The following is a 1050-nucleotide window of genomic DNA, read 5'->3' on the forward strand; positions in this document are numbered from 1 at the left end:
TTTAATAAATTTGCTTAAAACATTTTTGAAGAAGAGGACCTTAAAAATAAGGAGGAATCTATAATGGAAGTTTTAAACAAAAAAAATGTAAGTGTTATTTCAGAATCTGAAGAAGTGGGAGGATGGGTAGCATGTGTTGGAGCATGTGGTACTATATGTTTTGCTAGCGGTGGTGTTGGAACAGAGATTGCAGCTGCAGCTTATTTCCTATAAGCACAACATAAATGTAAAAAAGAAGAAAAAATAAGGAGGAATTTATTATGGAAGTTATGAACAATGCCTTAATTACAAAAGTAGATGAAGAGATTGGAGGAAATGCTGCTTGTGTAATTGGTTGTATTGGTAGTTGCTTAATTAGTGAAGGTATCGGATCACTTATCGGAACAGCATTTACTTTAGGTTAAAAATAAATATTTAACAGCATACCAATAAAACATTTAGTATACCTCTTCTTCTAAATGTTTTTTTATAAATTTTAATCCGCTATTAACTGGGAGTGAATAAGAGATGTCTAAACAAAGACTGTCAATGATGCCCTTTAAAACAGACAAATTTTCATATGTACTAGATGGTAATACAGGTAGGGTAATTGTTGCCGATAGCCCTACAATATATATTATCTCACAGTACCATCAGCTTGAAAAGAAAGCACTAATAAAAAAAACAAAAGAAAAATTTGCTGATTTTCATAAGGATTACCATGCTATATATAATTATGTGTCCAATCTTATTAATATGGGGATGTTTTATTTACCAGAAACAGAATATTCGAATTCATCTATTAATTCAAAGGAATTAGCAATAAATAGTAACCAATCACAACTAATATTAATACTCACTGAAAAATGTAATTTACGCTGTGAATACTGTATTTATAACGATAAATATCCAGAAGAAATGGGATATTCTGATGAGGGAATGGATTTTGAAACAGCTACAAAGGCAGTAGATATGTATTATCAATTGCATATGGAAAGGGTAAAAAGAGGACATAAAAAATTCCCAGTAATTACAATGTATGGTGGTGAACCATTGTTAAAATTTGATTTA

At 30.4% G+C, this 1050-nt stretch carries 2 protein-coding genes and 1 pseudogene; all 3 read left to right on the plus strand.

What is annotated here, in order from left to right; genetic code table 11:
* Window positions 1–63: 63 nt before the first annotated feature.
* Complete coding sequence (locus ACQGSG_RS29175) at window positions 64–213, plus strand: hypothetical protein (protein WP_153600700.1); 150 nt, start codon at window positions 64–66, stop codon at window positions 211–213.
* Between the two features lie 47 nt (window positions 214–260).
* The gene (locus ACQGSG_RS29180) at window positions 261–404 is read left to right on the plus strand and encodes a hypothetical protein (protein ID WP_176543679.1); all 144 of its coding nucleotides are present in this window, start codon (window positions 261–263) and stop codon (window positions 402–404) included.
* A gap of 103 nt (window positions 405–507) precedes the next feature.
* Window positions 508–1050 (plus strand): annotated as a pseudogene (locus ACQGSG_RS29185) (hypothetical protein); the annotation flags it as partial.

Origin of the sequence: Bacillus sp. GMa5/1 (assembly GCF_050172015.1) — a bacterium.
GTDB lineage: Bacteria > Bacillota > Bacilli > Bacillales > Bacillaceae_G > Bacillus_A > Bacillus_A cereus.